This window comes from Pantoea sp. Lu_F5_004, from assembly GCF_051136245.1.
GTDB classification, from domain to species: domain Bacteria; phylum Pseudomonadota; class Gammaproteobacteria; order Enterobacterales; family Enterobacteriaceae; genus Pantoea; species Pantoea agglomerans.
In genome coordinates, this window is record NZ_CP194946.1 from 2,051,300 (window position 1) to 2,077,641 (window position 26,342).

Below are 26,342 nucleotides of genomic sequence, written 5' to 3' on the forward strand. Positions count from 1 at the left end.
TATGACCGCAATGATAAAGCTGCACTAATGTCAGGGTTTATATGACCGCAATGATAAAGCTCAATGCGAAGGGAACATGACCCGAAGAGGAAAGCGTCCCGCGCCATGGACAAAAACGCCGGGAGCGTTTTGAACAACGCAACGCGTTGGTCCGGCTACGGGCGCCCCTCAGGGATGAGGTGCGTAATCGCGCGGGTCGAGCATGCCATGGAGGGCGGCTGTTGCGACTTTCCGATCGGGTCGTGTTCCCTAAGCCAGCACTATCTGACAGCCATCCAGCGCAGACTTTAACAACCAAACTCCTTTAAGCCTGTACCCCTCATCCCATCCTCACCTGCTGATCCATCTCCGTCAGCCGCTGCTGCAAAAACTGCAGAAACAGCGTCAGCGCCGCATTCCGCTGACGGCCCGACACTGTCTGAAGCTGCAACGTACGCTGACTCAGCTGATCCACCCCCATCGAACGCAACACCAGATTTTGCGTGTCGCGCTCAAACAACAGGGTAAACGCACTGCAAATGGTTACTGCCTGCGGGGTATGCAGCAAAAAGTGGTAGAGCGTAGCGAAATAGTCGCAGGTCAGCACCGGCTCGACCACGCAGTCGTTCATCTGACAGGAGAGGTCAAACAACTGCCGCACGGTAGTATGCTGACCTGGCAACGCCAGCGGCCAGCCATGCAGATCGGCCAGCGTCACCTGACGCGACGCCAGCGGATGCGACTGATGCATCGCCAGTAACACCGGCGCCGGCCACGAGCCGAGCACCTCAACGCTGCGCTCCGGCTGCAGACTGAACTGCAGCGCAACATCGCATTCCCCAGCTCTGACGCATGCCGCCACGCCCTGCGAGTGCGTCACATTAAGCGCAAACAGCACGCCGGGGTTGGCCTGACGGAACTCCGCCAGCAGACCCGGCAGCAGACTGAACGCCATTCCATCGGTGCAGGCGATGCGGATCAGGCTGCGCCGTATTGCTTTCAGACCCTTAATCTCCGCCAGCGCATATTCCATATCGAGCTGACTCTTGCGCACATGATGCGCGAATATTTCACCCGCTTCGTTCAATACCATACCGCGTGCATGCCGCTCAAACAGCGGCACTCCGACCTGCGTCTCCAGACGCTGGATCTGGCGACTAATCGCCGACACCGCCACAAAGAGTTGCTCGCTGGCGGCGCTGAGCGATCCGCACTGTACGACCGCCATGAAATAGCGGATCTCACTGCTTAACATGGTGACTCCGGCAAAACGCATCATAAAAGGGCAGGCGTGGCTTGCTTTAAAAGCAAGGCTCACTCGATAAATTAATAATTGTGGCAAAGAGCGAAGTTTGTCAAAGATAAAGCACGATAAAAAGAACAGACAGGGCAAACATGACAGAGCAACAGACCGTTGACCAGGCGATGCACTATTTCGACAGTGGCGAGTTTCAGCAACTGCTGGCACGACGAATTTCCTGCGTGACCGAAAGCCAGCACGCCAGCAGGCAGGCGGAGCTGGAGAACTATCTGCAGCAGGAGATTGGCCCGCAACTGGCGGCGATGGGCTTTACGCTGCACCCGTTTGAGAATCCGCAGCCCGGCAGCCCGCCGTTTCTGATTGCCACGCTTATTGAAGATCCCTCCAGGCCGACGCTGCTCTGCTATGGCCACGGCGATGTGGTGTTCGGCGACGATGAGAACTGGCGCGACGGTTTATCACCGTGGCGACTCATGGCTGAAGATGACCGCCTGTATGGACGCGGCAGCGCGGACAACAAAGGCCAGCACTGCATCAATCTCGCGGCGCTGGAGCAGGTGTGGCAGGCACGCGGTGGCGCACTGGGCTTCAACTGCAAAATTTTGTTTGAAATGGGTGAAGAGATCAGTTCACCGGGGCTGGCGGAGATTTGCCAGCAGCAGCGGGCGCTGTTACAGGCAGACCTCTTTATCGCCTCTGATGGCCCGCGACTGAACGCGGTGCGGCCGACACTGTTCCTGGGTTCGCGTGGCGCGGCGAACTTTCGTCTGACTATCAGGGCGCGCGACAACGCCTATCACTCCGGCAACTGGGGCGGACTGCTGAGTAATCCCGGCACCCAGCTGGCCAATGCGCTCGCCTGCCTGGTGAATGCACAGGGTGTATTGCAGGTCGCCGCACTGAAACCGGACTCCCTTACCGATGCGGTGCGCGCCATCCTCAGTGATATCGAGGTGGGCGGAATGCCGGGCGATCCGGCGCTGGCCGACGGCTGGGGAGAACCGGGCCTGACGCCTGCGGAGCGTCTTTATGGCTGGAACACGCTGGAGGTGCTGGCGTTTGAAACCGGTAACCCGGCACGTCCGATGAACGCCATTCCCGGCAGCGCCACGGCGGTGTGTCAGCTGCGATTTGTGGTCGGCACCGACTGGGAAAATCTGGTCCGGCATGTCGAAAGTCACCTGCGTCTGCACGGCTTCGATAACGTCAGCGTGGAATTTATGCGCGGTTCACCTGCAACGCGGCTCGATCCGCAGGATCCACTGGTGGCCTGGGCGCTGGACACGCTGGCCCGCAGCAGCGGTAAAAAACCGGCGCTGTTGCCCAATCTCGGCGGTTCACTGCCCAATGAGGTATTTGCCAATATCCTCGGCCTCCCGACGCTGTGGGTGCCCCATTCCTATCCGGCCTGCGGCCAGCACGGCGTTAACGAACACATGCTCACCTCTGTTGCACGTGAAGGGCTGGCGATCATGACCCGCCTTTTCTGGCAACTGGGTGAAGAGGGCGAACAACTGATGTCACGCCACCATCAGTGGCGGAGAGGTGAACAATGAGCAGCATCGCGCAGAGTACTCCGAAGGTGAAACCGAGCCTGCACAAAACGCTGTTCGCTACCTGCATTGGTAACGCGCTGGAGTGGTTCGACATCGCGGTGTATGGCTTCTTCGCCAGCTACATCGCGCACGTCTTCTTTCCGGTCAGCGATCCGTCGGTGTCGCTACTGCTGACCTTCGGCAGCTTCGGCATCTCATTCCTGATCCGTCCGCTGGGTGCCATCGTGCTGGGCAACTATGCCGACCGCCATGGCCGTAAAAAAGCGCTGCTGCTCTCAATCAATCTGATGATGCTGGGCGGGGCGATCATTACCTTTATGCCGGGTTACGCCACTATTGGTCTGGCGGCGCCGCTGCTGATTATTCTGGCGCGTCTTATTCAGGGCTTCTCTGCCGGGGGCGAGTTTGGCAGTTCCACCGCTTTCCTGGTAGAGCATTTTCCCGAGCGCAAAGCCTTTATCGCCAGCTGGCAGTTCGCCACCCAGGGCGCCAGTACTCTGATGGCATCGGCGTTCGGCCTGGGGCTGACACACTGGCTGAGCGAAAGCGAGATTCAGGCGTGGGGCTGGCGTATCCCGTTTGCCTTCGGCTTACTCATTGGGCCGCTGGGGATCTACATTCGCCGTCACGTGCAGGAGCCCGCCAGCTTTGCGACGCAGGAGAAGGAAGCCGCACCGCTGAAAACGCTGTTCGGGCGGCAGAAAGCGCTGATCACCCTGGCGATTGGGGTGATGGTGATCTCGACCGCCGTCAACTACATGCTCAATTACATTCCGACCTACGCCACCAAAACGCTGCATCTGCCGGGGTCGGTAGCCTTTACCGCCACGCTGGTCGCAGGGATTATCCTGACGGTGGTGACGCCCATAATGGGATTGTGGGCGGAGCGGATAGGCCGATTGCCGCTGATGTGGGGATCGCTGCTGCTGTTGATGGTCACGATCTATCCCGCCTTCAAATGGATGGTCGATCACACTACGCCCACCACGCTGATCCTGCTGGTGGCGTGGATGGCGCTACTCAAGTCGGTCTATTTCTCCACGGTGCCGTCGGTGATGGCCGATCTCTTCCCGGCGACCACGCGCGCCAGCGGCATGGCGATCAGCTACAACGTGGCCGTGACGGTATTTGGCGGGTTTGCACCGCTGATTTGCAGCATGCTGATTGCCGCCACCGGCAGCAGTCTGGCGCCTGGATACTACCTGATGGCCGTAGCGGTGCTGAGTGGCATCGCGCTGCTGCGCTGCAGTAAGCGGGTGGCATAAAAGAGTGGGCCGATTACTGGCCCACTCTGGTACTGACAACGTCAGGTACGGGAGGCGGTAAGATCGAGCCAGTGATTAACTGAACTGTAAATAGGCAACATGGGTCTGCAGATACTCCTCCAGACCATGTTTTCCATCGGCACCGCCGACACCCGATTTACGCCATCCGGCATGAAAACCCTGCATCGCTTCGAAGTTTTCACGGTTAACATAGGTTTCGCCGAACTTGAGCTTTCGCAGCGCGGTCATGGTGGTATTCAGATTCTGCGTATAAATCGAGGAGGTCAGCCCATACTCGCAGTCGTTGGCCAGCGCAATCGCCTCATCCAGCGTTTTAAAACTCATCACCGGCAGAACCGGGCCAAAAACCTCCTCCTGCATAATCGCCATCTCCTGGCGCACATCAGTCAGCAAGGTGGGTTGAAAGAAGAAGCCTTTATCTCCGGCGCGCTTGCCGCCCAGCGCCACTTTTGCCCCTGCGGCGACGGCCTCTGCTACTTTCTGCTCCACCCGATCCCGTGCTGCGGCATTAATCAGCGGACCCATATCGATATCATTACGTTCGGCCGGATCGCCAAATGTCACCTGCTGAAACGCGGCGGTCAGTGCGCTGATAAAACGCTCGTAAATGCCTTCCTGCACATAGAGCCGCTCCACGCAATTGCAGACCTGGCCGCTGTTAATGATCCGCGAGCTGACGATCGCCCGCACAGCCAGCTCGAGATCGGCATCATCCATCACGATGGCGGGGGCTTTGCCACCCAGTTCCAGCGACACTTTGGTGACATTTTTAGCCGCGGCTTCCATGGTGGCAATGCCCGCACCGACGCTTCCGGTCAGACTTACCAGACCGACCCTGGGATTTGCCGCCAGCTCCTGTCCTACTTCCGGTCCCAGACCATAAACAAAGTTAATGACGCCAGCAGGCAGGCCCAGCGTTTGTATGATGTCGGCAAAAAGTGCCGCATTATTCGGTGTCAGCTCACTGGGTTTGATCACGATGGTGTTTCCGGTGATCAGGGCCGGTGCCGCTTTGCGGGCAATGAGGAAGAAGGGGAAATTCCACGGCAGTATTCCGGTGGTGACGCCGATCGCTTTTTTAAACAGAAAGATGTTTTCGTTGGGGCGGTCACTGTTGATGATCTCACCTTCATAGCGGCGCGCCCACTCCGCCATGTAGTCGAGGTAGTCGGCAGTGAACATCACTTCGGTCTTCGCCAGTCCCTGGGTTTTTCCACCCTCAGCCACAATGGTTGCCGTCAGTTCAGGCTCACGCTGGCGGATGGCGGTGGCAATTTTGTGCAGCCAGACGCCGCGCTCTACTGCAGGCAGCGCTTCCCATCCAGGCTGAGCCACTTCTGCGGCGCTGATGGCAAGGCTGGCATCCTGACGACTGCCCTGGGGAATACGGGACAGCAACGCCTCCGTGGACGGATTGATCACTTCAATCCAACGGTCACCCTGATGGGCTACAAATTCGCCATTAATGAAATGTTGATGATGTGTTGTCATTCGCTTAGCTCTCCGCTATCGATACGTTGCAGTAATGTGATAGCAGGGTGAAACAGATTGCTCAGGGCTACCTTTAGCTGATTGCCAGCTGCCGGGAGCGGCTGGCAGCCAATCACAGATATCGGTGAGTTCTGCGGCAAAAACGTCAATATGTTGTAGATTTAAAGGAGTGAAGTGGTAATAAAGGGGTTAAATCATGGCAAATGGATGGGCGTCAGAAGGCGCAGTACAGGAACAGATCGATAGCACCGTCAATGACGGCATTGAGCGGGTAAGACAGTCGATCGGACAGGGCGAAAGCGCCACCGAATGTGAGCTCTGCGGCGAGCCGATCCCCGAAGCGCGTCGTCAGGCGCTTAAAGGCGTGCACTATTGTGTGGCGTGTCAGGAAAAAATCGACAAGCAGCAGCAGACCAGCAGTTTATATAACCGTCGGGGCAGTAAAGACAGTCAGTTGCGCTGATCCTCAGGAGCCTGGCATCGCCAGGCCACTGCCAATAAACCACGCCAGAAAGCCCACGCCCGCCACAATGATGGCGATCGGAAACAGAATTCCAATTCTCATAATTTACCTGCTGCAAACAGCGATTTCAGGGGCTGCGATCTTATCATGAGATCTGCAGTACGGCGCGGTGGGTTTTCAGCAGAGTGAACAGCTGGAACTGCGTTGCATCATTTTCTTCCCGCAACACCTCACCTTTTTTATAGAGAATATGGTGAACATGCCCGAGCTGACGCCAGACCACTATCGCTGAGGCGATCAGGGCGCAATGCTGATCCGCCTGCACACACTCAAGGGTGGCATAGTGGGTTTCATCCAGGCCATTCACAAACACCTTTATCGCATCTGCAGGTAATATCGCGCGCAGATCATCCAGCATTACCTGGCTGACTGACTGCGAAAGAAACAGTGTTAACCACTTCGTCGTCATCCCATTCCCTGATCTGATCAATTTTCCCCAGTTTATACGGCCTTGCCCGCGTTAATGAAAGGCTTCTTTGCACATTTGCCAACCTTCCCTTATGAATGGCAGTCAGATCAGAATTGTGCTGCGCCACACAGCAAAAATGAAAAAAACATTGAATAATAAGTTACTTACTTAACTGATCGTCCGGTTTTCTGACAACGGTGAAATTGTGATCCCTGATGGGCACAACGGGTAAATATTGCCACTTCACTGTGGCTTCCGGCATTTATCCAAAGGCTGAGGAATTCCTGCTGAACGTAGACTGCCTGCTGAGCGGAAGCAGACAGGTTTCCGACAGGCCTCAACCTAACCGGGGAATAACAATGAACAGTGCCATTATTGCGGGTATCTTCTGGCATTTTGTCGGAGCTGCCAGCGCCGCGTGTTTCTACGCGCCTTTTAAACAGGTGAAAAGATGGTCATGGGAAACCATGTGGTCGATCGGTGGCCTGATGTCGTGGCTGATCCTGCCGTGGGCGGTAAGTGCCATTTTACTGCCAGATTTTATGGCCTATTACAGCAGCTTCTCACTGTCCCAGCTGACACCGGTATTTCTGTTTGGCGCGATGTGGGGCATAGGCAATATCAACTACGGCCTGACCATGCGTTATCTCGGCATGTCGATGGGTATCGGTATCGCGATTGGCATTACCCTGGTGGTCGGCACGCTGATGACCCCGCTTCTGCAGGGGCGCTTTGGTGAACTCTTCGCGTCGGCGGGTGGCCGGTTAACCCTGCTGGGCGTACTGGTGGCACTGATTGGCGTCGGAATTGTGTCGCGTGCCGGGCTGTTAAAAGAGCGGGCGCTGGGGATTAACGCAGAAGAGTTTAATCTCAGAAAAGGACTGGTGCTGGCGGTGATGTGCGGCATCTTCTCGGCGGGGATGTCCTTTGCCATGGATGCGGCTAAACCCATGCATCAGGCCGCCGCTAATCTTGGCATCGATCCGCTGTATGTGGCTCTGCCCAGCTACGTGATCATTATGGGTGGCGGGGCACTGGTTAATCTGGCCTTCTGTTTCTGGCGGCTGGCCACCCGGCCAGAGCTGTCGGTGCGTAAAGACTTCTCGGTCGGGAAGTCGCTGCTGATTGCTAATACCGCGTTTGCGGTGCTCGGCGGCACCATGTGGTATCTGCAGTTCTTCTTCTATGCCTGGGGCCATGCCAGAATCCCGGCGCAGTATGACTATGTCAGCTGGATGCTGCACATGAGTCTTTATGTCCTGTGTGGTGGTCTGGTGGGGCTGCTGATGAAGGAGTGGAAGTCTGCGGGGCGCCGACCGGTCAGCGTGTTATCAATCGGCTGTGTGGTGATTATCATTGCCGCCAATATTGTTGGTCTGGGTATGGCAGCCTGATTGCGAATACAGAGACGCTGTCTTAATACAGAACGGGCCTGCTATGCAGGCCCTTAGCGTTATCAGAATGGCGGTCAGATCGTGCCCGCTCAGGGAACCCGGTCAGATCGGAAAGACGCAAAAGCAGCCATCCATGTCATGCCCGGCCCGCACGATTACGGACCTCATCCCTGAGGTGCGCCCGTAGCCGGGCCAACGCGTTGCGTTGTTCAAAAACGCTCCCGGCGTTTTTGTCCATGGTGTGGGACGCTTTCCTCTTCTGACTGTGTTCCCTGCGCCTTTTAGCTGATTTATTGCTACTTTTGTGCAGTAAATTGCTCAACAGCGTTCAATGAAGGCCCGTTTTATTAAGACGTGGAACTTTTCAGCGCCTGGCGTGGCGCGATAAATTGCTGTCGCCAGGCGCTGGGAGGTAAACCGGTGTCACGGGTGAAGACCACCGAAAAATAGTTACTGTCATCAAAGCCGCAACGGGCGGCAACCTCGCTAATCAGACAATCCTGGGTGCGCAGCAGATATTTTGCCTGACAGAGCTGCAGTTGACGCAGGTAATGACCGATAGTCATCCCGGTCTGCTGACGGAAAAGCTGCCTCAGCGCCCGTTCGCTGAGCTGGTTCAGCTGACAAAACTCTGCGAGATCAAAGGGGCGGGCAATCGCACCCTGTAGCGCTGACATCAGCAGATCGAGCTGTTCGCCCTCCGGCAACGCCCAGGGGCGGTCGGCCGCGTAGCCGTGGCGGCGCAGAATCAGCGCCAGCTGTAAAAACAGCGCCTCTGAGAGCTGAACTGACAGGGGATCGCTTTTTCGGCTTTCACGCTCCAGCTGGCTGATCACTCCCCGGGCCAGCGCCATCCCTCGCGTGGTCAGCCGCCAGCCGCCTGGCGCATCCGGCCCCTGTTGCGGCAGCAGTTGATTCCAGTCAAGAGCAAGACCAAAGCGGTCAGGGCAGTAGAGGATGTTATCCAGCACCAGATCGTTAACGCTGTCGTAGCTGTGGCAGTCACTGTCGCGGATATAAAAAACGTCGCCACAGGTAATCAGCCAGGGGCGATCGTTGAGGACGTGCAGGCCGTTGCCGCGCCAGACAATCACGATTTCACTGAACTCGTGCCGGTGCGGCGGGAAAGAGGGTTGTGGCATCCTTTCGGCGACCGCCACCGGTAGCGTAGTGGCGGGAAAATAGTCATCCCGACTGAGTATCAATGCCATGATTGGCTCCTTTACATCATCTGCTGGCGCTCCGCTCGCGGTGCGCAGCCAAATTCGCGCCTGAACAGGGTTGAGAAATGGTTGCTGTCACCAAATCCACACTGGAAGGCGATATCGGTAATTCGCATATCACTGTGACGCAGCAGATGACGGGCCTGCAACAGCCGCACACGGTTCAGGTAGCGCTGCGGCGTGCTGCCGGTTTGCTGCTTCATTTGCCGATGCAGGGTACGCAGCGACAGGGAGAAGCGATCAGCCAGTTCATCCCAGATAATCTCATCACTGTAATGCTCACCCAGCCAGTCGAGCAGACGATGCAGCCGCGCCTCCTGATCCTGACTCTGTCCATCAATGCACGCCTCACGCAACAGCACCAGCAACTGTAAAAAGAGCTGTTCCTGACGCGCCTGTTTTTCCATCGACCAGGTATCATCCGGCTGCATCTGCGCCGCCACACTCAGCGCCTGCGTCATCACCTTTTGATTGATGCGCCAGTGGGAAGCATATTGCCCGTCCTGATCGCAGGGCAGTAAAGCCTGTAACCCTGAGAGAAAGCGAAACGCGCCGGGGCTGCGATAAAGCACGTTGGTCAGGCAAAGGTTGTCGGTCTGCTCGTAGAGATGACGATCGTGATCGCGCACAAAGCAGACGCAACCGGCGCACAGCGTTTGTGGCTGACCATTAAACACATGAATGCCAGAGCCTTGCTCAACCAGCACAATTTCATGGAAATCATGATGATGTTCCGGGAAGGCTGCCTGGGGTATGCGGGGTTCAATCGCAATGGCGTAATCGCCTTCGGGGAAAAAATCCGCACTGTGCAATATGGTCATGGTCATCTCTCGCTGCTTAACAAAACCGTAACGCAGTCTAATCAGCACACTCTAACCTTACCTTGAATTTTCAGCCTGACTCAGCAGGAATCATGCTGATTTTTCAAGAAATCCTCAGCAGTTAACAGATTTGCGGCAGGGGTCACATCCTCCCGCCTTTCGCCTCTGTGATCTCTCTCACGAAGTTCTTTGCAAGTCTGCCAGGGCTTATCAGCCGCTGGCACTCCGGGGAAGGTCTTTAACCGGCCAGGTTTTTACTCTGTGACCACTCAATCACAGGGAAAAGTCGCCATGACCAGGAGAAACATTGTTGCTATTGATCTCGGAGCATCCAGCGGGCGCGTCATGCTCGCAAGCTGGGATGCTGCGCAGCGCCAGCTGGCGCTTCGTGAGGTCCGGCGCTTTAAAAATAAGTGCCAGCGTCGTGCCGGTTATGACTGCTGGGATCTGACGATGCTTGAGCAGGAGATACGCGCCGGGCTGGCTCAGTTAGACGAAGAGAAGATCGTGCCAGACAGTATCGGTATCGACACCTGGGGCGTTGATATGGTGCTGCTGGATGCAGAGGGCGAGCCGGTGGGTGAGGCGGTCAGCTACCGCGATGCGCGCACCCACGGCCTGATGGAGCAGGCGCAGCACGAACTGAGCCGCAGTGCCATCTACGCCCGAACCGGCATTCAGTTTCTGCCATTCAATACGCTCTATCAGATGCGTGCCCTGCATCAGCAGCAGCCCGACTGGCAGGCCCGCGTGGCGCATGCGCTGATGATGCCGGACTACCTGCATTATCGGCTGACCGGCAATCTCAACTGGGAATACACCAACGCCACCACCACGCAAATGCTCAATATTCACAGCGGCGAATGGGATCGTGATCTGCTCGCCTGGGCGGGGGTTGCTCCTGAATGGTTCGGTCAGCCGCAGGCACCGGGCAACACCGTCGGCCACTGGGTCAATAGCGCGGGTGTGCCGGTCCCGGTGATTGCTGTCGCCACTCACGACACCGCCAGCGCGGTTCTGGCAACGCCGCTGATGCAGGACGATGCGGCCTATCTTAGTTCCGGAACCTGGTCGCTGATGGGCTTTGAAAGTTTGCAGCCTTATGCCTGCGATGCCGCGTTACGCGCCAATATCACCAATGAGGGCGGCGCAGAAGGCTACCGCGTACTGAAAAACATCATGGGCTTATGGCTGTTGCAGCGCATCTGCGGCGAACTGCAGATTGACGATCTCAGCGCACTGATTGATCAGTCGGCCCGCCAGCCCGCCTGTGTTTCACTGATTAGTCCCAACGATGCGCGCTTCATCAATCCCGACAGCATGGTTAACGAGATTCAGAACGCCTGCGCAGAGCAGGGAATGCCAGTGCCACAATCTGCCGCCGCGCTGGCCCGCTGCATATTTGACAGCCTGGCACTGCTCTATCGCGAGGTGATCCAGGAACTGGCAGAGCTGCGAGGCAAACCTTTCAATCAGCTTCACGTGGTAGGGGGCGGCAGTCAGAACCGTTTTCTTAACCAGCTCTGTGCCGATGCCTGCCAGATTCCGGTGCTGGCAGGTCCGGTTGAAGCCTCCACGCTGGGTAACGTTGGTTGCCAGCTGATTGCACTTGGCGAACTGATCGATGTGGCTGATTTCCGCTGCAGCGTCATCAACAACTTCCCACTGGAAAAATTTGAACCGCAAACTCACAGCGTCTTCAGTGCCAGTCAGGCACGCTTTGCGACGCTGAGTCAACCCGCTAAGGAACCCGCTTATGACTAAGCAGATTGAACAGGCTTTTGAACTGGCTAAACAACGCTACGCTGATAATGGAGTTGATGTTGAACAGGCCATTCGCCAGCTGGACAGCATTCCTGTCTCGATGCACTGCTGGCAGGGGGATGATGTCCGGGGGTTTGAGAACCCACAGGGCGCATTAACAGGCGGTATCCAGGCGACCGGCAACTATCCGGGGCGGGCACGGAATGCCAGTGAATTACGCAGCGATATCGACAAGGCGATGTCTCTGATCCCAGGCGCAAAACGTCTGAACCTGCACGCTATCTATCTGGAAAGCGACAAGCCAGTAGAGCGGAATGCCATTGAACCTGCCCATTTCGCCAATTGGGTCGCCTGGGCGAAAGAGCACAAGGTAGGGCTGGATTTTAACCCCAGCTGCTTCTCGCATCCGATGAGTGCCGACGGTTTTACGCTGTCGCACAGTGATAAAACCGTGCGTCAGTTCTGGATCGATCACTGCAAAGCGAGTCGCCGCATCTCCGCTTCGTTTGGTGATCAGCTTGGCACGCCATCAGTGATGAATATCTGGGTGCCGGACGGAATGAAAGATATTACCGTGGATCGCCTGGCCCCGCGTCAGCGTCTGATGAGCGCACTGGATGAGGTCATCTCAGAAAAACTGAATCCGCAGCACCATATCGACGCGGTTGAGAGCAAGCTGTTTGGCATTGGCGCAGAGAGCTACACCGTGGGCTCCAATGAGTTTTATCTTGGTTACGCCGCCAGCCGCCAGACGGCACTATGCCTGGATGCAGGACATTTCCATCCCACCGAAGTGATCTCCGACAAAATTTCCGCCGCGATGCTCTATGTGCCGCGTCTGCTGCTGCACGTCAGCCGCCCGGTGCGCTGGGACAGCGACCATGTGGTGCTGCTGGATGATGAAACTCAGGCGATCGCCAGTGAGATCGTCCGCCATCAGCTGTTCGACAAAGTGCATATCGGACTCGATTTCTTCGACGCCTCTATCAACCGGATTGCTGCCTGGGTTATCGGCACCCGTAACACCAAAAAAGCGCTGCTGCGTGCCCTGCTGGAGCCAACCGACCGTCTGCGCCAGGCCGAGAACGAGGGCGATTACACCGCGCGGCTTACGCTGCTGGAAGAGCAAAAATCATTGCCGTGGCAGGCGGTATGGGAAGCCTGGTGCCTGCGCCATGACGTCCCGGCTGATGCCAGCTGGTTAGGCGACGTCCGCCATTATGAACAACAGATTTTGAGCCAACGTTAAGGATTTCACTATGCAAAGCATTCTTTCTTCCGGGTTTGTTAAGGGAATGGTCAAAGCTACCAGCGATATGTGGCTGAAGGGCTGGGACGAACGTAACGGCGGTAACGTCAGCCTGCGTCTGCTGGAAGAGGAGGTTAAACCTTTTGCCGCTGATTTCTGCCAGGAACCGCGCTGTATTGAGCTGACACAACCCGCGCCAGCGCTGGCGAATGACTGGTTTCTGGTGACCGGGTCAGGAAAATTCATGCGTAATGTCCAGTTGGATCCGGCGGATTGTCTGGCACTGCTGCAGGTCGATGACAAAGGGCTCTCTTATAAAATTCACTGGGGCCTGTCGAATGGCGGTTTGCCGACCTCTGAACTGGCGTCACACTTTCAGTCTCATGCGGTGCGTAAAGTGGTCAGCAAGGGTGCAGACCGGGTGATCATGCACTGTCACGCTACCAACTTTATGGCCTTAAGCTATGTGGTTGAGATGGATTCCGCCCGCTTTACCCGCCTGCTGTGGGAAGGGAGTACCGAATGTCTGGTGGTGTTCCCGGATGGTGTGGGTGTTTTACCCTGGATGGTGCCCGGCACCGATGAAATCGGCACCGCGACCGCCGGGCAGATGCAGTCACATACCCTGGTGATGTGGCCATTCCACGGTGTCTTTGGCACGGGCCCGACACTCGATGAGACTTTTGGTCTGATTGATACGGCGGAGAAATCCTCAGAAGTGATCGTCAAAGTGCTGTCGATGGGCGGTATTCGTCAGAGTATCACCACAGAACAGCTGGTTGCATTGGGTGAGCGCTTTGGTGTGACGCCGTGGCAACCGGCGCTGGATGCAGGGCCTGCTAATGCTGCGTAAAGCCTTTGTGATGCAGGTGAATCCTTATTGCCATGCAGAGTATGAGCGTCGGCACTCACCGATCTGGCCTGAACTGGCCGAAACCCTGAAAGCGCACGGCGCGCACAACTATGCCATCTGGCTGGACGCCGAGCGGCATCTGCTGTTCGCCAGCGTTGAGATTGAATCTGAGGAGCGCTGGAACGCGGTGGCGGAAACAGAGGTCTGTCAGCGCTGGTGGGCATCAATGAAAGATCTGATGCCGTCGAATGCAGATAACAGCCCGATCAGTGAGCCATTAAAACCGGTTTTCTTTCTGGAATAAAATCGGGAATAAAAGATGAAAAGGGCGGCATCGCCGCCCTGATATTTTTAACGCTTAGCCTGACACAAGCCGGTCAGTGTCGGCCACATCGCCATCAGCGTATCAATAATGCTCTCCAGATCGTCACGCTCAACGCCTTCACGCGCCCGCACCGACATGCCCTGCAGCATACAACTCAGATAACGTGACAGCGCGGGAATGTTTACTGAAGCACTCAGTTCGCCACGCTGCTGACGCGCCAGCAGAAAATCTTTTAACACATGCTCCTGCGACTGATGCTGCTGTTGCAGCATGGTGGCAATCTCTGCTGAAGCCGCCGACAGGGCGGTCGAGGTGCAGATAAAGAAACAGCCGCCGGGAGAGTCACGTTCGGTAAAACAGGCCGCGGTGGCGCGTAAATAGGCTTCAATAGCCCGATCCACCGGTAACTGGTCATCGCCCAATGCCGCTTCACGCCATGCACTGAACTTCTCCACATAGCGCTCCATCGCCGCGCGAAACAACCCCTCTTTATTAACAAACTCGGCGTAGAGGGTCGGTGCTTTCGCGCCGGTTGCGGCCACCAGATCGGCCAGAGAAGTTCCCTCGTAACCGTGCGTCCAGAACAGGGTCAGTGCTTTATCGAGCGCTGCTTCGCGATCGAACACTTTTGGTCGGCCGCGGCATTTCTTTACATCGCAATCCTGAACCTGACTCATACACCCTCACTGACAGTAAAACACCCTATTAAATTACCGATCATTATAAAAATGTGCAAGGCCTGGCGTGGATGCCGCCGACAGGGGTTGCCATTTTGTGCGCCAGCACATTATTACAGCCCCTTAGGTTAAGTCAGAAATGAGGCTGAAGCCCATAATCACGCCACTTCGCGAATAATATAACGCTCATTAAATAAATGTTGACGACAAACCGTATCGGGGTCTATCATTTGTTTAACGGTCATTAATTAAATAGTGGCAACCCATTCAGACCAACCGAATTTCAATATTGAATAGAGAGATTATTATGAAAAACATCAAAACCACCCTGGCAGCACTGGCACTGACTACTCTGACTTTTGGCGCGTCTGCCGCTGACCTGGTGACCAGCGAACCTGTTAATCAGCAGCCAGTTGGCACCATTTCTGTACTGGGCGGCTCCAATCTGTCTTCTGTTGAAGCGCAGCTGAGTGCTAAAGCGGATGAAGCGGGTGCGAAATCGTTCCGCATCACCTCAACCAGCGGCCAGAACAAACTGCACGGCACGGCTGTGATTTATCAGTAATTTTGGTTTTCAACAGAATAAGTGAGAAGGGGTTCGTTATGAAAAGTATCAATATGATGGTCGTGGCGGCGGTGCTAAGCGGTCTGTCATTTGCCAGCGTAGCGGCCCAGCAGGTCAGCAGCACACCGCTGGATCAGCAAAAAATCGGTGTCATCAGCGCAACGGGCAGTACTAATCTGCTTTCGCTGGAGCAGCAACTGTCAGAAAAGGCCAGCGATGCAGGAGCAAAGTCTTTCCGCATCACTTCGACCTCTGGCAGCAACAACCTGCATGGCACAGCCGTTCTTTATAGATAAAGTGAGCGGTAAATAACCCTGAACAGGCTTCAGATAACCCGCTTATCTGAAGCCTTTTTTTATTATCCGTTACTGCGTAACTGTGGATAACGACGGAAGATATAAACACACCAGAGTAATGCCACCAGGCCAATCATCCCGCCGACATTGCCGACTTCCGCCATGCTCAGATGCAGGCTGACCTGATTACCCAGCAGCGCACCCGCGCCGATACCGATATTGTAGATACCGGACATCAGCGACATCGCCACATCCGTGGCATCCGGTGCCAGCGACAGCACCCGCACCTGCATACCCAGTCCGATCATCATCATCGCCATTCCCCAGACAACGCATAGCGTTGAGATAGCCGCAGGGCGAACGGCAGCAAAAATCAGCAGGCCCATGCACAGGGTGATCAGCGCGATGGCCGCAATCAGCAGCCCGGAGGGAAACTTATTACCGAGTGTGCTGAACAGTACGCTACCTACAATGCCCGCAGAGCCAAACAGCAGCAGTAGCAGGGTGGTGAAGTTGCCACTGGAATGGGCCACGGTTTGCATAAAGGGTTCGATATAGCTGTAAGCGGTGTAATGCGCGGTAACGACCAGCGTCACCAGCAGATACATGCTGACCAGCGCCGGACGGCGAAACAGCATCGGCACACTGCTCAGCGAGCCGGTATGTTCACTCGGCAGACGCGGCAGGATACGTACCAGCATAATCATCAGCACCAGCGCCGAGAGGCCAATCGCGCCGAAGGTCGTACGCCAGCCAAGATACTGACCCACCACACGGCCAATCGGCACGCCCAGCACCATCGCCAGCGCGGTACCGGTTGCCAGCATACTCAGCGCCTGAGTTTTCTTACCGGCCGGAGCGACGCGAATCGCCAGAGAGGCGGTGATCGACCAGAACACCGCGTGAGACAGGGCGATACCCACCCGTGAGACCATCAGCGACCGGAAATCCCAGGCAACGGTAGAAAGTACGTGGCTGACGATAAAGATCAGGAACAGCACGCCCAGCAGCAGTCGACGCTCGATATTGCGGGTCAGCAGCATCAGCGGCAGTGAGAGCAGTGCGACCACCCAGGCATAGATGGTCAGCATGATCCCGACGTCAGCCGTCTGCATTGAAAAGTCAGCAGCTATGTCGGATAACAGGCCAACCGGCACAAATTCGGTGGTATTAAACACAAAGGCGGCGATGGCCAGCAATACCACGCGTAGCCAGGCAGTTTTACGTGAAACAGTAGTTGGTTGCATGAGGAGTCAAGTCAGTCAGTACAGCGAATCGGATGCGGCAGAAACATCCAGCGAAAGTGACCTGCGTCACAAATTACTGACCATTGTAGTGAATAAAGCGGGAAGAGAAACCTTATAAACGCCTTTTAATGCTGAAATTTTTTTATCGCCCCATCACAGGGCGATAGCCTGAGGTTATTGACCGCGACGACGGGCGGGCATTATTCGCAGCAGAGTATTGTCTTTGAGCAGATAGTGATGGAACAGTGCGGCAGCAGCATGCAGCCCGATCAGCCAGTAACCCAGCGGTGCCAGAGTTTCATGCCAGCCAATCAGCATATCTGCCATATCAAAGTCAGGTTCAGGCGCGACCGGCATGCTGATGCCAAACAGCCACCATTCCCGACCTTTAAGATAACGCGATGTCAGGCCGAGGATCGGCAGAGTGATAAACAGGGCATAGAGCAGGGTATGGGTCAGATGTGCCAGCCCGGTTTGCCAGCGCGGCGGAGCGGGAGTAATGGGCGGTGTGCGATGCCGGGTGCGTAACAAGAGGCGGACAAGCATCAATACCAGAATGGTCGCGCCGGCGCTGAAATGGGTAATGATCATGGCATAACCCTGCCAGGATCCGCGCTGTGCAAAACCGCGCAGTTCAATGGTGGCGTAGGCCGTCACTACCAGTAAAAAGGTGAGCCAGTGAAGGGCTATCTGAGCGCGCGCAAACTTATCCCGCATTGTGCATTCCATTAAAGAGAATCAGGAAGATTAACATAACGGAAAACAGCGCTAATTCTTAACAAATTAGCGCAGCGGTAAAAATTTTTTCACCTTACCAGGTGGATCAGATTAACGCGAAGACGGGGTGTGCTTCAGGGCCACGCTGAGCTGGGTGGCCTGCTGGTCAACATTTTTGAGCGGACAACAGTTTTCACAGCCGATTGCGCCAGCATAATATTTTTTAGCCTGCAGGATGGCGGCATTCACATGGTAAAAACTGCCCAGAAACATCCGGTTATCGATGTCGGGAAGATGGGGGCAGCCTGCGGCATGAACCACATGATTATTGTTATATCCTGATTGTTTATTGACGTAGTAGTAGAGAGCCACAGGCGTTCCTTGTTGCCGTGTTAAAAGGCAAAGCAGATGAATTATTACAATAAAAACGATTATAGCGGGAAACCTGCATTTTGTTTGCTGTGGCTCTGAATAGCGCGTTTATTGTGATAAACCGCCAGGCCCGCAGGAGAAGTCAGGCCTGGCAAGAGAAGACATTCTCAGAGTTTTTTACTGTGCAGACGCCAGGCAATCAGTAACGCCAGGATCAGCAGGACGCTGATAAACAGCGTAATCCCGAACCAGCCAAAATTATGCCAGAACACGCCTCCCAGCGTACCCGCGACGCTGGAACCCACGTAGTAGCTGAACAGATAGAGTGAAGAGGCCTGGCCTCTTGCCCGGCGCGCCCGGGGGCCAATCCAGCCGCTGGCAACCGCATGGGCGGCAAAAAAACCGGCGGTGAACAGCATCATCCCAGGCAGGATCAGCCAGAGGGAGTTGAAGGCGGTAATCAGCAAACCCAGCAGCATGATGGCGGTAGCACCCAGCATCACCGGTCCCCGCCCCAACCGGTTGGTCAGCGCGCCCGCTTTAGGCGAACTCCAGGAGCCGGTGAGGTAGACCACTGATAACAGTCCGACCACGGCCTGGCTGAGATGCCAGGGCGCATCCAGTAAACGGTAGCCAATATAGTTAAACAGGGTGACAAAGGCTCCCATCAGCAGGAATCCTTCGGCAAACAGCCAGGGAAGGCCCGGATCGCGCCAGTGCAGCCGGAAGTTAATCAGCAGATTACGCGGACGCAGCGTAATGGGCCGGAAATGGCGCGACGCAGGCAGAATCTTCCAGAACATCAGCGCCGAGGCCAGCGAAAAACAGCCGATTACCGCCACGGCGAGTCGCCATGAGAAGAGGTCAGTCAGTACACCGCTCAGCAGTCGACCGCTCATCCCGCCTATCGAGTTACCGCTGATATATAACCCCATGGAAAAGGCGACGACGCGTGCATCCATCTCCTCGCTGAGGTAGGTCATGCCGACCGCCGCCACGCCACTCAGCGACAACCCCATCAGCGCCCGCATAATCAGAATGCCGTGCCAGCTGTTCATGGTAGCCGAGATCAGCGTGCAGATGGCGGCCAGCATCAGGGCTGTGACCATCACCGATTTACGACCGATAGCATCAGAGAGCGGCCCGGTTACCAGCAGGCCCAGCGCCATCAGGCCGGTCGAGATGGAGAGCGACAGGCTGCTGGTTGCCGGAGAGATACCGAACTGCTGTGACAGCACCGGCAGAATCGGCTGTACACAGTAGAGCAGGGCAAAGGTCGCCAGCCCGGCGGAGAAAAGCGCCAGCGTCACGCGCATAAACTGTGGCGAATCCCGGCGGATATGACCTGAAGCGGCAACAGACTCTGGCGGCGCAGAGACCGCATTCTCATCCACTGTGACAGCCTGTATTGAGCGACTCACACATTTTCCTCAAATTTAGAAAACCTGTCGTCAGCTTAGGAAAGCGGCATTATGATGTCTAATATATTAATAATCTCAAATGAGACGTTTAAGATATGAATATCGAACTGCGTCATCTGCGCTACTTTGTTGCGGTGGCGGAAGAGTTACATTTCGGGCGGGCGGCCCAGCGTCTGAACATTTCTCAGCCGCCGCTCAGCCAGCAGATTATTCAGCTGGAAACAGAAACGGGCGCAAGGCTGTTCAATCGCACTAACCGCAGCGTGCAGCTTACCGCTGCCGGACAGCAACTGCTGAGTGACGCCCGCGCGATTCTTTTGCAGGTTGAGCAGGCGGCCGATCGCGCCGCCCGGCTGCATCGTGGTGAGGAGGGGGAGCTGCGGATTGGCTTTACCTCCTCGGCCCCGTTTACCGCCGTGGTCTCTGACGCGCTATTCCGGTTTCGTCAGCGCTGGCCGCAGGTACATATTCAGATGCAGGAGATTAATACCCGCCAGCAGCTGGCGCCGCTTCATGATGGACGGCTCGATCTCGGCGTGATGCGCAACACGCCGCTGCCCGCCGATCTGCGTCATCAGCTGCTGCTGAGTGAGCCGCTTTATGCCGTGGTGCATAAGGCGCATCCGCTGGCTGACGCTGATAAAATCTCTGTCACCGCCCTGGCGGCGGAACCTTTTGTTTTCTTTGATCCTCAGGGCGGAACCGCGCTCTATAGCGATATTCTGGCGCTGCTGCACCGCTACCATATCAAGCCCTTTATTACGCAGGAAGTGGGTGAGGCGATGACCATACTGGGGCTGGTGGCAACCGGGTTAGGCGTCTCCATTCTGCCTGCCTCATTTCGTCGGGCGCGGCTGGCCGATCTGGTCTGGTTACCATTAACGGAAGAGGATGCCATTTCAGAGCTGTGGCTGGTCTGGTCAGCCGGACGCGAAATAAATGCGCAGATGGAAAACATGATGGCGTTGCTGCGGCGAAACCGGCCCTGATGCGCGGGCAACACCGCATCAATCTGTGCGATAAATCACATTTCTAATCAAATATTTGACGCTGTCGCCGGATCTGGCTCACCATGGCGCATGTTTATTTAGAAGCGCGAAAATAACCGGGAGCAGGGTTGTGAATCCGGACAGTCAACCTGGCCACATTGACCAGATCAAACAGACTAATGCAGGTGTCGTATATCGATTAATTGACCGTTATGGTCCCATTTCGCGTATCGAGCTTTCCCGCCGTGCCCAGCTTGCTCCGGCCAGCATTACCAAAATTGTGCGTGAAATGCTGGACGCACATTTAGTGCAGGAGACCGAGTTTCAGGATCCAGGCAGTCGTGGACGTCCGGCGATAGGCCTGATACTGGATACCGACGCCTGGCACTATCTGGCTATTCGCCTGCATCGCGGCGCCATGACGTTTACGCTGCGCGATCTCAGCAGCAAGGAACTGGTGGAGGAGAGCCTGCCGCTGCCTGATGAGTCTGCTCAGCCGTTACTTACCGCGCTGATTGAACAGGTTGATGCCTTCTTTATTCGTCATCAGAAGAAGCTGGAACGCCTTACGGCCATTGCCATTACATTGCCAGGGCTGATCAACGCCGCGTCAGGTGTGGTGCATCGGCTACCGGGTTATGAGGTGCGCGATATGCCGCTGGGCGATGCGCTGGCGGCGCGAACCGGCTTACCGGTGTTTGTGCAGCACGACATTTCAGCCTGGACGCTGGCGGAGTCGCTGTTTGGTGCCTCACGTGGTGCGCAGGATGTAATTCAGATTGTGATTGATGAAACCGTGGGAGCCGGGGTGATCAGTGGCGGTCAGCTGTTGCATAAAAGTGGCAGGGCGCTGGTCGAGATCGGGCATACTCAGATCGACCCGTATGGTCAGCAGTGCTACTGCGGTAATCATGGCTGTCTGGAGACCGTAGCCAGCACCGGCAGTCTGCTGGCGCTGGCGGCGCAGCGTCTGCCGGCCCAGCCCGACAGCCTGCTCAATAACCAGCCGCTGACGCTGGAGTCGCTGTGCGCAGCGGCGCAGTCTGGCGACCGTCTGGCGCGCGACACCATCGCCAGCGTGGGTCACCATGTTGGCCGGATTCTGGCGATGATGGTCAACATCTTCAATCCTCAACATATTCTTATCGGTTCCCCCCTGAATGCCGCCGCGGATGTGCTGTTTCCGGCCGTGAGCAACACCATTCTGCAGCAATCACTCCCGGCCTACAGCGCGAGTATCCAGCTGGCACCTACCGAATTTAGCGAGCCGGGAACGTTAGGCGGCGCAGCGCTGATCAAGGACGCGCTCTATAACGGACACCTGTTAGTGAAACTGTTGCAAGGTTAAGCGGGCCTAATCTTGCGCTAACGCAATCTGTTCTCATCCTCCATTCCTTAAAATGCCTGTTCGCAGCAAGGTTAATCACCGATTAACCACAACGGTTCGAGAGGAGAAGTTGAGTGAACAGACTATTTGTTACCGGCACTGACACCGCAGTGGGCAAAACGGTGGTGTCACGCGCCCTGTTACAAAGTTTTATCCAGGCCAGGCTCAGTGCCGTCGGGTACAAGCCCGTCGCGCGCTGCGCGGTCAAAACCGCTGACGGCCTGCGTAACAAAGATGCACAGGTTCTGCAAAGCGCTTCATCCATCGATTTACCCTATCAGGCGATCAATCCGCTGGCCTTTCAGGAAGAGGAGATCTGCACCCATCCGAGCCAGATTATTGATTACGCATTGCTGACACAGGGCTTAAGCAGCCTGACGCAGCAGGCCGATCGCGTGGTCGTGGAGGGCACTGGCGGCTGGCGCAGCCTGATGAACGACGGACGTCCGCTCTCCTGCTGGGTCGTTGAGCAGCAACTGCCGGTGGTGCTGGTGGTCGGTATCCAGTCGGGTTGTATCAGTCACGCCCTGTTAACAGCAGAAGCGATAGCGCAGGATGGACTGCCACTGGTGGGCTGGGTAGCCAACCGCATTAATCCGGGACTGGCGCAGTACAGCGACATTATTGAGATTCTGCGTGAAAAAATCACAGCGCCGCTGCTGGGCGAGCTGCCTTATCTGCCACGAGCGGAACAGCGCGATCTGACGCCTTACATCGATATTTCTCTGCTGGAGCAGAACAGTCTGCACGCTGTGAGTGCAAAGATCGCCTGATTATGAAACAAACCAAGTCATCTGAGTCGGCAGTGAGCCTAAAGTTTCAGGCTTGTTGTCGGCTGTCTTTAACTATTTCTATTTATAATTGAAAGACCTGGCTCGGATATCGCGAAATCGTGGCGTCATGGCGCAGAAAATGCATTAACTCCGCTTATCACACTGAGCTGGAGCCCCATCATGTCGCACTCGCACGAGAAAGGTTTGTTATATGGGCTTGAAGCCCGCATTGGCCCCGCCCCGGCGTTTTTCGCCGCACTGCAACATCTGCTGGCCAGCGTGGTGGGAATCATCACCCCGCCGCTGATTATTGGCTCCGTTCTGGGGTTACAGGCCTATATTCCTTATCTGATCAGCATGTCATTGTTCGTTTCCGGCTTAGGCACGTTTATGCAGGCCAGACGCTTTTATGGCATCGGGGCGGGCATGATCTGTCTGCAGGGCACCAGCTTCGCATTTCTGGGGGTAATCCTCTCGGGTGGTCTGATGGTGAAAGGGCGCGGTGGTTCGCCGGAAGAGATTATGGCGATGCTGTTTGGCTGTAACCTGGTGGCGGCGTTGATTCCGATTCTGATTAGCCGCTGCGTCGGCTCGCTGCGCAAAGTGCTGACGCCGGTGGTGACCGGCACGGTGATCACCCTGATTGGCATCAGCCTGATAAAAGTCAGCATTACCGACTGGGCGGGCGGGCACAACGCCACAGATTTTGGATCGCCGGGAAATCTGGCGCTGGGGGCGCTGACGTTGCTGGTGATCGTGGCGCTGAACCGCTCGCGAAATCGCTGGGCGCGGCTGGTGGCGGTGGTGGCCGGAATAGCGGTGGGATGCGTTGCCGCGGCCTTGACCGGTCATCTGCAACTTAATGTTGCGCCGGAGAGCAACTGGCTGGTGCTGCCCGCGTTCTTCCGGTTTGGTTTTGCCTTTGACTGGACTATTTTCCTGCCGATCGCGCTGGTGTCAGTGATCGCGGTAATTGAAGCCGTCGGCGACCTTACCGCTAACTGCCTGATTTCACAGCAGCCGATCACCGGCAAACCTTTTCAGCAGCGGCTGCAGGGTGGCATTGTCGCCGACGGCCTGAGCTGTGTGCTGGCAGCGGTTTTCTCCGCCTTTCCCAACACCACGTTTGCGCAGAACAATGGCGTTATCCAGATGACCGGCGTCGCCAGCCGTTACGTCGGTATGCTGCTGGGAATCATGCTGGCGCTGCTGGGGCTGTTTCCCTTTATTGGCTCCCTGTTGCAGCAGATCCCGCCGCCGGTGCTGGGCGGGGCGACAATCGTGATGTTTGGCAGCGTGGTCGCCGCGGGCATCCGGGTGATGACCCAGACGCCGCTGGGTCGCCGCGAGATGCTGATTGTGGCGATCGCTTTTGGTATTGGTCTGGGCGTGGAGGCGGTGCCGGATGTGCTGAAGCAGTTCCCGCCGCTGATTAACAGTCTGTTTGGTCATGCTGTGACGACCGGCGGTATTCTGGCGATTGTGCTGAACATGGTGCTGCCGGACGAGGCGCCTGTGGTGGAAGAGGTTGAGGCGGAAACGCTGACGGAGAGCTAAAAAGCAGAAGAGCCGATGTATCTCTCACATACGGCTCAAAAATCCAAAGCGATGGGAGCATACGCCTGTATCAAAGCATCGCGGACCAGGGATGGGCCGCGCTGAGCATGCCATGGATGGCATCTTTTGCGTCTTTGCTACAGGCGTATGCTCCCTGAGCTACTACCTGAATTGACAGACAGGACAGGCCGTGACTTAACTGGCTTTAAGATGGAGTCTGCGAAGGGAACAGGGTCAGATCAGAAAGTCGCAAAAGCCGCCATCCGTGGCACGCTCGGCCCGCGCCGTCCTGGCGCGGGACGCTTTCCTCTTCTGACCCGGTTCCCTGCGCGTTTAGCTAATGAGTTGCGGCATGATTCACTCGGAACTGGGTATTAGAGCTCTTTTAATGGGCCTGTAAGACCCATTTAGGTGACGAAATTATGGATTCAGACGACGGCGGGTACGACCGGAACTGAGGTAATCCGCAATATAATCCTGCGAAATCTCACCGCTGTAGCGACCCTCTTCATCGACAATCGGCATCCAGACTGTGTTGTGCTCATAGAGTTTTGACAGCACCACGCGCAGGTTCTCTTCCGCTTTACCGGTGACCTTAAAGGTGTGCAGTCGCTCTTCACAGCGGCCACTGACGTTACGCGCCTCACGACGCTTCACGAAGCCCAGCGGTTTGCCATCCTCATCGACCACGGTAATCGATCGCATATCGTTCTCATCCATGGTGCCAAAGGCTTCTTCCAGCGGAGTAGAGCGGCGGACGGTGATGGTCGGCTGCTGGTCGGTCACATCGCCCGCCTGCACCAGTAACAGGCGCTTAAGCGTACGGTCCTGACCCACAAACGAGCCGACGAACTCATTGGCAGGAGTTGCCAGCAGTTCATCCGGGCTGGCGCACTGCACGATTTTACCCTGACCAAATACCGCAATGCGATCGCCGAGCTTCAGTGCCTCGTCAATATCGTGGCTCACCAGCATCACGGTTTTTTTCAGCTGACGCTGCATGTCGAGAAACTCGTTCTGGATCGCTTCGCGGTTAATCGGGTCAACGGCGCCAAACGGCTCATCCATCAGCAGCACCGGTGGATCCGCCGCCAGGGCACGAATCACCCCGATACGCTGCTGCTGACCGCCTGACATCTCACGCGGATAGCGATGCAGGAATTTGGTGGGATCCAGCGCAACCATGCTCATCAGCTCGGTAGCCCGCTCGTGGCACTGCTTTTTGTTCCAGCCCAGCATGCGTGGCACCACGGTAATGTTCTCCTCGATGGTCATGTTGGGAAACAGACCAATCTGCTGGATAACATAGCCAATGTTGCGACGCAGGGTGGTGGTGTCCTGTGTGCTGGTATCTTCACCATTAATCAGGATCCGGCCACTGGTGGCGGGAATCAGACGGTTAATCATCTTCAGCGTGGTGGTTTTCCCGCAGCCCGAGGGGCCCAGCAGCACACACATCTCACCGGCTGGCACGTGCAGGCTGACGTTATCAACGGCTTTATTGGTCGTGCCGTTTTTCTGGGTAAAGGTTTTCGTCAGGTTTTCCAGCGTAATCATTATCGAATCCCCTTTGGAGTCAGCGCCTGCTGCAAACGGTGCAGCAGCCAGTCAAGAAAAATAGCCAGCAGACAGATCATCAATGCCCCGGCAATCAACATACGAATATCACTGCCGCTGATACCATCCAGCAGCAGCTGGCCCAGACCGCCCGCGCCAATCACGGCGGCAATTGCCATGACGCCAACGTTCATCACCACGGCGGTACGGATGCCACCGAAGATCACCGGCAGCGCCATTGGGATTTCAACCCAGCGCAGGCGCTGCCAGAACGTCATGCCGATGCCACGACCCGCTTCACGCAGACCGTCCGGCAGATTCTCCAGCGCGGTGTGGGTGTTGCGCACAATCGGCAGCAGCGAGTAGAGGAACACGGCGGTAATCGCCGGCAGCGCGCCAATGCCCTGACCGATGAGTGAAAACAGCGGGATCATCAGACCAAACAGCGCAATGGTGGGAATTGTCAGCACCACAGTGGCGATACCGAGAATCGGCGTTGCCAGCCATCTTACACGCACGATCAGAATACCAAGCGGCACACCAATCACAATTGCCAGTCCGACCGCGACCAGCACCAGCCAGCTGTGCTGCCAGCTCAGGGTGAGCAGGGTGCTCCAGTTATCCATGATGTAGTGAAGGGTATCCACAGT

The 26,342-nt window shown here is 56.3% G+C and carries 27 protein-coding genes; 14 read left to right on the top strand and 13 right to left on the bottom strand.

The features are described 5' to 3' along the window. Positions 1–319 precede the first annotated feature (319 nt). Positions 320–1,234, bottom strand: coding sequence for a LysR family transcriptional regulator (locus ACR8BN_RS09445; RefSeq protein ID WP_163792876.1), 915 nt, complete (start codon positions 1,232–1,234; stop codon positions 320–322). A 140-nt stretch (positions 1,235–1,374) separates the two neighbouring features. On the opposite strand from ACR8BN_RS09445, the gene ACR8BN_RS09450 reads away from it, so the two are divergent. Next, on the top strand, positions 1,375–2,796 hold the full coding sequence (locus tag ACR8BN_RS09450; protein ID WP_115765368.1) for a M20 family metallopeptidase: 1,422 nt from the start codon (positions 1,375–1,377) through the stop codon (positions 2,794–2,796). Beyond that, entirely contained in the window at positions 2,793–4,061 is a 1,269-nt protein-coding gene (locus tag ACR8BN_RS09455) for an MFS transporter (RefSeq protein ID WP_115765367.1), read from the top strand. The genes ACR8BN_RS09450 and ACR8BN_RS09455 overlap by 4 nt, the downstream gene beginning before the upstream one ends. Positions 4,062–4,136: 75 nt before the next feature. Here the strand turns inward: ACR8BN_RS09455 and aldA are convergent, their stop codons facing one another. After that, the gene (aldA, locus tag ACR8BN_RS09460) at positions 4,137–5,573 is read right to left on the bottom strand and encodes an aldehyde dehydrogenase (RefSeq protein WP_193585183.1); all 1,437 of its coding nucleotides are present in this window, start codon (positions 5,571–5,573) and stop codon (positions 4,137–4,139) included. Between the two features lie 196 nt (positions 5,574–5,769). Here aldA and ACR8BN_RS09465 point away from each other — a divergent pair, with 196 nt between their 5' ends. After that, positions 5,770–6,036: a DksA/TraR family C4-type zinc finger protein gene (locus ACR8BN_RS09465; RefSeq protein WP_010244737.1), complete on the top strand. Its 267-nt coding sequence runs from the start codon at positions 5,770–5,772 to the stop codon at positions 6,034–6,036. Positions 6,037–6,039: 3 nt separating this feature from the next. On the opposite strand, the gene ACR8BN_RS09470 is transcribed toward ACR8BN_RS09465, so the two are convergent. Then, entirely contained in the window at positions 6,040–6,138 is a 99-nt protein-coding gene (locus tag ACR8BN_RS09470) for a YoaK family small membrane protein (RefSeq protein WP_008925225.1), read from the bottom strand. 43 nt (positions 6,139–6,181) lie between these two features. Further along, positions 6,182–6,505, bottom strand: coding sequence for a hypothetical protein (locus ACR8BN_RS09475; protein WP_010244743.1), 324 nt, complete (start codon positions 6,503–6,505; stop codon positions 6,182–6,184). Between the two features lie 359 nt (positions 6,506–6,864). Between ACR8BN_RS09475 and rhaT the strand changes: the two genes are divergently transcribed. Further along, positions 6,865–7,899, top strand: coding sequence for an L-rhamnose/proton symporter RhaT (rhaT, locus tag ACR8BN_RS09480; RefSeq protein ID WP_033787799.1), 1,035 nt, complete (start codon positions 6,865–6,867; stop codon positions 7,897–7,899). Positions 7,900–8,246: 347 nt separating this feature from the next. Here the strand turns inward: rhaT and rhaR are convergent, their stop codons facing one another. Both rhaR and rhaS read right to left on the bottom strand, forming a co-directional pair. Further along, positions 8,247–9,110, bottom strand: a complete 864-nt coding sequence (rhaR, locus tag ACR8BN_RS09485; protein ID WP_031592393.1) for an HTH-type transcriptional activator RhaR — start codon at positions 9,108–9,110, stop codon at positions 8,247–8,249. A gap of 11 nt (positions 9,111–9,121) precedes the next feature. Next, on the bottom strand, positions 9,122–9,943 hold the full coding sequence (rhaS, locus tag ACR8BN_RS09490) for an HTH-type transcriptional activator RhaS (RefSeq protein WP_029519076.1): 822 nt from the start codon (positions 9,941–9,943) through the stop codon (positions 9,122–9,124). 291 nt (positions 9,944–10,234) lie between these two features. Between rhaS and rhaB the strand changes: the two genes are divergently transcribed. From rhaB to rhaM, 4 genes are read left to right on the top strand one after another with little or no spacing between them, the layout of a single operon-like run. Beyond that, on the top strand, positions 10,235–11,707 hold the full coding sequence (rhaB, locus tag ACR8BN_RS09495; RefSeq protein ID WP_434746854.1) for a rhamnulokinase: 1,473 nt from the start codon (positions 10,235–10,237) through the stop codon (positions 11,705–11,707). Then, positions 11,700–12,956: an L-rhamnose isomerase gene (locus tag ACR8BN_RS09500; protein WP_434746855.1), complete on the top strand. Its 1,257-nt coding sequence runs from the start codon at positions 11,700–11,702 to the stop codon at positions 12,954–12,956. The genes rhaB and ACR8BN_RS09500 overlap by 8 nt, the downstream gene beginning before the upstream one ends. Positions 12,957–12,966: 10 nt before the next feature. After that, positions 12,967–13,809: a rhamnulose-1-phosphate aldolase gene (rhaD, locus tag ACR8BN_RS09505; RefSeq protein ID WP_434746856.1), complete on the top strand. Its 843-nt coding sequence runs from the start codon at positions 12,967–12,969 to the stop codon at positions 13,807–13,809. Continuing rightward, positions 13,799–14,113: an L-rhamnose mutarotase gene (rhaM, locus tag ACR8BN_RS09510; protein WP_010670186.1), complete on the top strand. Its 315-nt coding sequence runs from the start codon at positions 13,799–13,801 to the stop codon at positions 14,111–14,113. The genes rhaD and rhaM overlap by 11 nt, the downstream gene beginning before the upstream one ends. 47 nt (positions 14,114–14,160) lie before the next feature. Here the strand turns inward: rhaM and ACR8BN_RS09515 are convergent, their stop codons facing one another. Next, on the bottom strand, positions 14,161–14,811 hold the full coding sequence (locus ACR8BN_RS09515; RefSeq protein WP_062757681.1) for a TetR/AcrR family transcriptional regulator: 651 nt from the start codon (positions 14,809–14,811) through the stop codon (positions 14,161–14,163). 307 nt (positions 14,812–15,118) lie between these two features. Here ACR8BN_RS09515 and bhsA (ACR8BN_RS09520) point away from each other — a divergent pair, with 307 nt between their 5' ends. Together bhsA (ACR8BN_RS09520) and bhsA (ACR8BN_RS09525) are read left to right on the top strand one after the other, a co-directional pair. Continuing rightward, a complete protein-coding gene (gene bhsA, locus ACR8BN_RS09520) occupies positions 15,119–15,376 on the top strand; it encodes a multiple stress resistance protein BhsA (protein WP_425010769.1) in 258 nt (85 codons plus the stop codon). A 38-nt stretch (positions 15,377–15,414) separates the two neighbouring features. Beyond that, positions 15,415–15,672: a multiple stress resistance protein BhsA gene (gene bhsA / locus ACR8BN_RS09525; RefSeq protein WP_010670183.1), complete on the top strand. Its 258-nt coding sequence runs from the start codon at positions 15,415–15,417 to the stop codon at positions 15,670–15,672. A 62-nt stretch (positions 15,673–15,734) separates the two neighbouring features. On the opposite strand, the gene ACR8BN_RS09530 is transcribed toward bhsA (ACR8BN_RS09525), so the two are convergent. The 4 genes from ACR8BN_RS09530 to ACR8BN_RS09545 form a co-directional block, all read right to left on the bottom strand. Beyond that, complete coding sequence (locus ACR8BN_RS09530; protein WP_010244774.1) at positions 15,735–16,919, bottom strand: sugar transporter; 1,185 nt, start codon at positions 16,917–16,919, stop codon at positions 15,735–15,737. A 174-nt stretch (positions 16,920–17,093) separates the two neighbouring features. After that, complete coding sequence (cybB, locus tag ACR8BN_RS09535; protein ID WP_425024375.1) at positions 17,094–17,636, bottom strand: cytochrome b561; 543 nt, start codon at positions 17,634–17,636, stop codon at positions 17,094–17,096. 111 nt (positions 17,637–17,747) lie between these two features. Continuing rightward, positions 17,748–18,008, bottom strand: coding sequence for a hypothetical protein (locus tag ACR8BN_RS09540; protein ID WP_031592383.1), 261 nt, complete (start codon positions 18,006–18,008; stop codon positions 17,748–17,750). A 167-nt stretch (positions 18,009–18,175) separates the two neighbouring features. Next, positions 18,176–19,429 carry an MFS transporter gene (locus tag ACR8BN_RS09545; protein ID WP_425024374.1) on the bottom strand — a complete coding sequence of 418 codons (1,254 nt, stop codon included), beginning with the start codon at positions 19,427–19,429 and terminating at the stop codon, positions 18,176–18,178. 95 nt (positions 19,430–19,524) lie between these two features. Between ACR8BN_RS09545 and ACR8BN_RS09550 the strand changes: the two genes are divergently transcribed. From ACR8BN_RS09550 to ACR8BN_RS09565, 4 genes are all read left to right on the top strand, one after another. Continuing rightward, a complete protein-coding gene (locus ACR8BN_RS09550) occupies positions 19,525–20,418 on the top strand; it encodes a LysR family transcriptional regulator (protein ID WP_010670180.1) in 894 nt (297 codons plus the stop codon). Between the two features lie 130 nt (positions 20,419–20,548). Then, positions 20,549–21,766, top strand: a complete 1,218-nt coding sequence (gene mlc / locus ACR8BN_RS09555; protein ID WP_010244790.1) for a sugar metabolism global transcriptional regulator Mlc — start codon at positions 20,549–20,551, stop codon at positions 21,764–21,766. 113 nt (positions 21,767–21,879) lie between these two features. Further along, the gene (bioD, locus tag ACR8BN_RS09560) at positions 21,880–22,578 is read left to right on the top strand and encodes a dethiobiotin synthase (protein WP_039388680.1); all 699 of its coding nucleotides are present in this window, start codon (positions 21,880–21,882) and stop codon (positions 22,576–22,578) included. 180 nt (positions 22,579–22,758) lie between these two features. After that, on the top strand, positions 22,759–24,135 hold the full coding sequence (locus ACR8BN_RS09565; protein ID WP_010670178.1) for a nucleobase:cation symporter-2 family protein: 1,377 nt from the start codon (positions 22,759–22,761) through the stop codon (positions 24,133–24,135). A gap of 420 nt (positions 24,136–24,555) precedes the next feature. Here ACR8BN_RS09565 and osmV read toward each other — a convergent pair whose 3' ends face one another. Together osmV and osmW are read right to left on the bottom strand one after the other, a co-directional pair. Beyond that, complete coding sequence (osmV, locus tag ACR8BN_RS09570; RefSeq protein ID WP_031592380.1) at positions 24,556–25,692, bottom strand: osmoprotectant ABC transporter ATP-binding protein OsmV; 1,137 nt, start codon at positions 25,690–25,692, stop codon at positions 24,556–24,558. Further along, positions 25,692–26,339 carry an osmoprotectant ABC transporter permease OsmW gene (gene osmW / locus ACR8BN_RS09575; RefSeq protein ID WP_010244802.1) on the bottom strand — a complete coding sequence of 216 codons (648 nt, stop codon included), beginning with the start codon at positions 26,337–26,339 and terminating at the stop codon, positions 25,692–25,694. The genes osmV and osmW overlap by 1 nt, the downstream gene beginning before the upstream one ends. Between the last annotated feature and the right edge of the window lie 3 nt (positions 26,340–26,342).

Excerpts from the sequence above, each read along its gene's own strand:
- ACR8BN_RS09445 (WP_163792876.1), bottom strand. The coding sequence starts at position 1,234 with ATGTTAAGCAGTGAGATCCGCTATTTCATGGCGGTCGTACAGTGCGGA.
- ACR8BN_RS09450 (WP_115765368.1), top strand. The coding sequence starts at position 1,375 with ATGACAGAGCAACAGACCGTTGACCAGGCGATGCACTATTTCGACAGT.
- ACR8BN_RS09455 (WP_115765367.1), top strand. The coding sequence starts at position 2,793 with ATGAGCAGCATCGCGCAGAGTACTCCGAAGGTGAAACCGAGCCTGCAC.
- aldA (WP_193585183.1), bottom strand. The coding sequence starts at position 5,573 with ATGACAACACATCATCAACATTTCATTAATGGCGAATTTGTAGCCCAT.
- ACR8BN_RS09465 (WP_010244737.1), top strand. The coding sequence starts at position 5,770 with ATGGCAAATGGATGGGCGTCAGAAGGCGCAGTACAGGAACAGATCGAT.
- ACR8BN_RS09470 (WP_008925225.1), bottom strand. The coding sequence starts at position 6,138 with ATGAGAATTGGAATTCTGTTTCCGATCGCCATCATTGTGGCGGGCGTG.
- ACR8BN_RS09475 (WP_010244743.1), bottom strand. The coding sequence starts at position 6,505 with ATGACGACGAAGTGGTTAACACTGTTTCTTTCGCAGTCAGTCAGCCAG.
- rhaT (WP_033787799.1), top strand. The coding sequence starts at position 6,865 with ATGAACAGTGCCATTATTGCGGGTATCTTCTGGCATTTTGTCGGAGCT.
- rhaR (WP_031592393.1), bottom strand. The coding sequence starts at position 9,110 with ATGGCATTGATACTCAGTCGGGATGACTATTTTCCCGCCACTACGCTA.
- rhaS (WP_029519076.1), bottom strand. The coding sequence starts at position 9,943 with ATGACCATATTGCACAGTGCGGATTTTTTCCCCGAAGGCGATTACGCC.
- rhaB (WP_434746854.1), top strand. The coding sequence starts at position 10,235 with ATGACCAGGAGAAACATTGTTGCTATTGATCTCGGAGCATCCAGCGGG.
- ACR8BN_RS09500 (WP_434746855.1), top strand. The coding sequence starts at position 11,700 with ATGACTAAGCAGATTGAACAGGCTTTTGAACTGGCTAAACAACGCTAC.
- rhaD (WP_434746856.1), top strand. The coding sequence starts at position 12,967 with ATGCAAAGCATTCTTTCTTCCGGGTTTGTTAAGGGAATGGTCAAAGCT.
- rhaM (WP_010670186.1), top strand. The coding sequence starts at position 13,799 with ATGCTGCGTAAAGCCTTTGTGATGCAGGTGAATCCTTATTGCCATGCA.
- ACR8BN_RS09515 (WP_062757681.1), bottom strand. The coding sequence starts at position 14,811 with ATGAGTCAGGTTCAGGATTGCGATGTAAAGAAATGCCGCGGCCGACCA.
- bhsA (WP_425010769.1), top strand. The coding sequence starts at position 15,119 with ATGAAAAACATCAAAACCACCCTGGCAGCACTGGCACTGACTACTCTG.
- bhsA (WP_010670183.1), top strand. The coding sequence starts at position 15,415 with ATGAAAAGTATCAATATGATGGTCGTGGCGGCGGTGCTAAGCGGTCTG.
- ACR8BN_RS09530 (WP_010244774.1), bottom strand. The coding sequence starts at position 16,919 with ATGCAACCAACTACTGTTTCACGTAAAACTGCCTGGCTACGCGTGGTA.
- cybB (WP_425024375.1), bottom strand. The coding sequence starts at position 17,636 with ATGCGGGATAAGTTTGCGCGCGCTCAGATAGCCCTTCACTGGCTCACC.
- ACR8BN_RS09550 (WP_010670180.1), top strand. The coding sequence starts at position 19,525 with ATGAATATCGAACTGCGTCATCTGCGCTACTTTGTTGCGGTGGCGGAA.
- ACR8BN_RS09565 (WP_010670178.1), top strand. The coding sequence starts at position 22,759 with ATGTCGCACTCGCACGAGAAAGGTTTGTTATATGGGCTTGAAGCCCGC.
- osmV (WP_031592380.1), bottom strand. The coding sequence starts at position 25,692 with ATGATTACGCTGGAAAACCTGACGAAAACCTTTACCCAGAAAAACGGC.